Here is a 4,074-nt window from a genome sequence, read left to right as displayed (position 1 = left end):
GATCGGGGCGGCGCCCAGCGCCGCCGCCGCGGCCGTCACCCCCGCGCTCACCGCCGCGGTGACCGCCAAGCTGCTCGGTTCCGCCGAACTGTCCGCCTCCGGCGCGCGACCGGAGACCCGGGTCACCGTCAGCCGTACCAGCGGCCGGTGGGCATTCGGCACCGCCGTCGCCCTCGCGCCCCGGCAGGAGGACGCCCACCCCACCGGGTCGATCTTCATCGCCCGGTCCGAGCCTGCCGGGTGGCGGATCGCCTTCGACGGCGAGGCCGCCTTCGGCGCCCTGGCCGCCGAGTCGCCGCTGACGACCGCGCAGGAGAGGGACGTGCTCACCACCACCCCGAGCCCGATGTACGCGGGCGGCGACTACCGGACCGGGATGGCCCTGCCGTTCGGCGTTGGCCAGACGTGGACGCTCACCAGCGGCCCGCACGGCTGGGGTGGAACCGAGTCGCCGTACAGCTCGGTCGACCTGGCCGGCGGCGACCAGGTGGTCCGTGCCGCCCGGGCGGGCGCGGCGTACACGATGTGCCAGGGGTGGATCCGGGTGATCCACGACCGGGGCTACTCGACCGACTACTACCACCTGTGGAACAGCATCTCCGTCAACGGCGCCAGCGTCGGTCAGGGCGCCGTCCTGGGTAACACCGGCACCGACGTCACCTGCGGCGGTGCCGCCTACGGCCGGCACGTCCACTTCGGGCTCCGGCAGAACAGCGCGTACGTGCCGATCGCCGGGCACGACATCGGCAAGTGGGTGCTGGCCAACGGGGCCGCCGCGTACCAGGGCGGTGCACGGCACGGGTCGGCCTGGGCCGGTGCTGGTGGCGGTCTCTACAACTACGGCGCGCTCGGCTTCAACCAGGGGGTGGTCGACGCGAACGGCGGCGGGGCGCTCACCCGACGTGCCGGGCCGGGGACCGGCTACGGCTCACTCGGCTCGGTGGCCGACGGCGCCACTGTCACCATCTCCTGCTCCGCCAACGGCACCTCGCACACCGGCCGGTACGGCACCACGGCGCTCTGGAACCGGTTGAGCGACGGCAGTTGGGTGTCCGACGCCTACCTGTCGACAGGTGTGAACGGTCCGGTCAACGGCTGGTGCTGACGAGCCCGACCCCGAGGTGGGCGGCCCCGCGCCGCCCACCTCCGTCACCGCGAGGAGTGCTGATGTCCGCTCGAACCTCCCACCGAAGCCGCTTCCTGCTCGCCCTGACCACCGCCCTGACCGGGGTCGTCGTGGGTGCCACCCCCGCCGCCGCCGACCCCGGTGGGACACCAGCGACGGCCACCCCGCTGGCCGTCGCGTTCGACACCGCCGCCGCGCGCTACGACGTTCCGCGCGACCTGCTGGTGGCGCTCGGGTACGCCGAGTCGCGGCTGGACATGCACGGCGGCGCGCCGAGCGCGGCCGGCGGGTACGGGCTGATGCACCTGACGAGCAACCCCGAGGTGCGCACACTGGACGAAGCCGCCACGCTCACCCGGCTCAGTCCGGCCGCGCTGCGGACCGACGCTACGGCGAACGTCCTCGGGGCGGCAGCAGTGCTGCGCGCGTACGCCGATCAGGCCGGCCGCACCGCCGCGGACCGCGACGACGTGAACGCCTGGCATCCGGCGCTGGCCCGCTACGGTGGCGCGCACGACCCGTCGGTGGCGCGGCGCTACGCGGACAGCGTCTACGACCTGCTGCGCGCCGGGTTCAGCGAGCGCGGCGAGACGGTGCCGGGTCGACCGGTCGCGCCGCGCCGGGGCGGGCTGGAGCGCGCCGGCGGGGTCGGCACGCTCAGCACCGACTACGGGCCGGCCGTCTGGGCGCCGGCCAGCACCAGCAACTACACGGTGGCCAGTCGACCGGGCAGCCACCCGGTCACCCGTATCGTCATCCACACCGCGCAGGGTTCGTACTCCGGCACCGTCGGCTGGTTCCAGAACCCGGCCGCGCAGGCCAGCGCGCACTACACCTTCCGCTCCTCCGACGGGGCCGTCACCCAGTCGGTGCGGGAGAAGGACATCGCCTGGCACGCCGGCAACTGGACCTACAACACCCAGTCGATCGGCATCGAGCACGAGGGGTACGTCGACAATCCCGCCTGGCTCACCGACGCGATGTACCGCGCGTCCGCCGCACTCACCCGCAGCCTCGCCACCAGGTACGGCATCCCGAAGGACCGGGCGCACATCATCGGGCACAACGAGGTGCCCGGCGCGACGCACACCGACCCGGGCCCGAACTGGAACTGGACCTACTACCTGCAGTTGGTCAACGGCATCACCGGCGTCGGCTCCGGCACGGTGAGCACCAGCGCGAGCACCCTGAACGTCCGCTCCGGCCCCGGTGCCAGTTATCCGGTCGTCGGCTCGGTCGCCGACGGCGCCACCGTCGCCGTCTACTGTCAGGCCGTCGGCAGCACTGTCACCGGCCCGTACGGCACGACGTCCGTCTGGAACCGGATCGGCACCAACCGCTACGTCTCCGACGCCTACCTGCTGACCGGCTACGACGGGTACATCCCGAACGTGCCGCGCTGCTGACGGCCCGGTACGACCACTACCGCTCAGGCGGTCGACGACGCGCCGAAGAGCAGGTCCAGCTGGGCGTCCAGCGCGCCCAGCGCCTGCTCGGCGGTGTACTGCCCGCCGAGCAGGTAGACACCCAGCCCTTCCATCAGCGCCAGCAGACCGGCCGCGGCGGCGGCGTCGTGCCGCTCGGGCAGGAGGCCGGCGATGAACTCGGTGAGCTGCCGGGTGCCCTCCCGCAGGCCGGTCGCGGCGGCCGGACGTACCGCCGTGTAGGCGAGGAACGCCAGCGCCACCCGACCGTCGTCGCGGGTGTGCGCGTCGACCGGCAGCAACGCGGCGAGCAGGGTCCGCAGCAGCAGCCGGGGCGGTGGGTCAGCACCCAGCCGGGCCACCGCCTCGGTGACCCGGATCTGGCTGCGCTCGCGGACCACGCTCAACGCGAACGCCATCATCTCGTCCTTGGTCCGGAAGTAGTGCTGGACCATGCCGGCCGACACGCCGGCTGCGGCGGCCACGTGTCGGAGGCTGACCGCTTCCAGCCCCTGAGCCGCGGCGACCCGCATCAACGCGTCCGCGATGAGGGTGCGTCGCTCCTGGTGGTCGACCTTCTTCGGCATGGCCTCGATCGTTTCACAGTGGTTGGCCCGGGCACCCCGCCAGCGGCGGTGGTTACCGGCTGACGGTGCCGCCCGTGGGGGTGCCCCGGGCGCTGCGCAGCAGGCCGTCGGGGTCGTCGGCGTACAGTCGCAGCTCGTTCGTCGGCGCGGACCCGCCCCTCGGCAGGTCGAAGGTCAGCGGCCGGCGCAGCAGGACGTCGACGCTCGTCTGGCTGCCGACGGCGATGGACACCACCCGGCGGTCGCCCTCCTGCTCGACCTGGACCGACCTGCTCGACGGCAGCGAACGGTACCGCTTGCGCAGTGCCTCGACGTCGGCCCACGGGATGAAGATGTCGATGCCCGCGTTGAGCCGCACCCGCAGGCCACTGTCACCCACGACGTGGGGATGGATGGTCATGCCGGCGTACAGCCCGATCATCCAGAGCAGACCCCAGACGCCGAGGCCGAGCACGATCCAGCGGGCGGGCCGCCAGGGCACCACGTGGGTGACGACGACATCGAAGATCGGGATCTCCAGCGCCGACAGCCCGATGAAGATGCCCAGGATCGGCTTGACCACGCCGAGGTAGCCGAACGGCTCGTCGCCGGGCCGCAGTGGCAGTGCACGCCGCCGCGCCCACACGTAGAGGTTGCGCCACGTCGCGGCCTCGGCCTCGGCCGCGCGACGCAGCAGCGGGCCCACCCGCGCCCTGGTCGTCGCCGTGGTGTCGCTCATCGTCGTCCTTCTCCGTAGGGGTGGACGGTCAGTGGACCGTGACGGTGCCGGCGCCGCCGTCGACAGTGACGAGTTGCCCCGTGGTGATCGTCCGGGTGGCGTCCGGCACGCAGATGACGGCGGGAATGCCGTACTCGCGGGCCACCGTCGGGCCGTGCGCCATGATCGCGCCGGTCTCGGTGACCAGCGCCGCGGCGGTGAGGAACAGCGGGGTCCACC

5 protein-coding genes are annotated in these 4,074 nt (G+C 73.1%); 2 read left to right on the top strand and 3 right to left on the bottom strand.

All coding sequences use genetic code 11. The features are described 5' to 3' along the window. Window position 1 precedes the first annotated feature (1 nt). Together KBX53_RS24835 and KBX53_RS24830 are read left to right on the top strand one after the other, a co-directional pair. Window positions 2-1,105, top strand: coding sequence for a peptidoglycan DD-metalloendopeptidase family protein (locus tag KBX53_RS24835; RefSeq protein WP_210861944.1), 1,104 nt, complete (start codon window positions 2-4; stop codon window positions 1,103-1,105). 62 nt (window positions 1,106-1,167) lie between these two features. Further along, window positions 1,168-2,532, top strand: coding sequence for an N-acetylmuramoyl-L-alanine amidase (locus KBX53_RS24830; RefSeq protein ID WP_247676164.1), 1,365 nt, complete (start codon window positions 1,168-1,170; stop codon window positions 2,530-2,532). A 23-nt stretch (window positions 2,533-2,555) separates the two neighbouring features. On the opposite strand, the gene KBX53_RS24825 is transcribed toward KBX53_RS24830, so the two are convergent. The 3 genes from KBX53_RS24825 to KBX53_RS24815 form a co-directional block, all read right to left on the bottom strand. Beyond that, the gene (locus tag KBX53_RS24825) at window positions 2,556-3,137 is read right to left on the bottom strand and encodes a TetR family transcriptional regulator (protein ID WP_030336004.1); all 582 of its coding nucleotides are present in this window, start codon (window positions 3,135-3,137) and stop codon (window positions 2,556-2,558) included. A 52-nt stretch (window positions 3,138-3,189) separates the two neighbouring features. After that, entirely contained in the window at window positions 3,190-3,855 is a 666-nt protein-coding gene (locus KBX53_RS24820; protein WP_051708768.1) for a hypothetical protein, read from the bottom strand. 28 nt (window positions 3,856-3,883) lie between these two features. Next, window positions 3,884-4,074: PEP-utilizing enzyme (locus tag KBX53_RS24815; protein ID WP_247676163.1), on the bottom strand; the 191-nt coding region annotated here is incomplete at its 5' end.

The organism is Micromonospora sp. M51, from assembly GCF_018070305.1.
Classification (GTDB): Bacteria; Actinomycetota; Actinomycetes; order Mycobacteriales; family Micromonosporaceae; genus Micromonospora; species Micromonospora parva.
The sequence above is the reverse complement of the archived record's forward strand: the minus strand, read 5'-3'. Positions and strand labels throughout refer to the sequence as shown.

Excerpts from the sequence above, each read along its gene's own strand:
- KBX53_RS24830 (WP_247676164.1), top strand. The coding sequence starts at position 1,168 with ATGTCCGCTCGAACCTCCCACCGAAGCCGCTTCCTGCTCGCCCTGACC.
- KBX53_RS24825 (WP_030336004.1), bottom strand. The coding sequence starts at position 3,137 with ATGCCGAAGAAGGTCGACCACCAGGAGCGACGCACCCTCATCGCGGAC.
- KBX53_RS24820 (WP_051708768.1), bottom strand. The coding sequence starts at position 3,855 with ATGAGCGACACCACGGCGACGACCAGGGCGCGGGTGGGCCCGCTGCTG.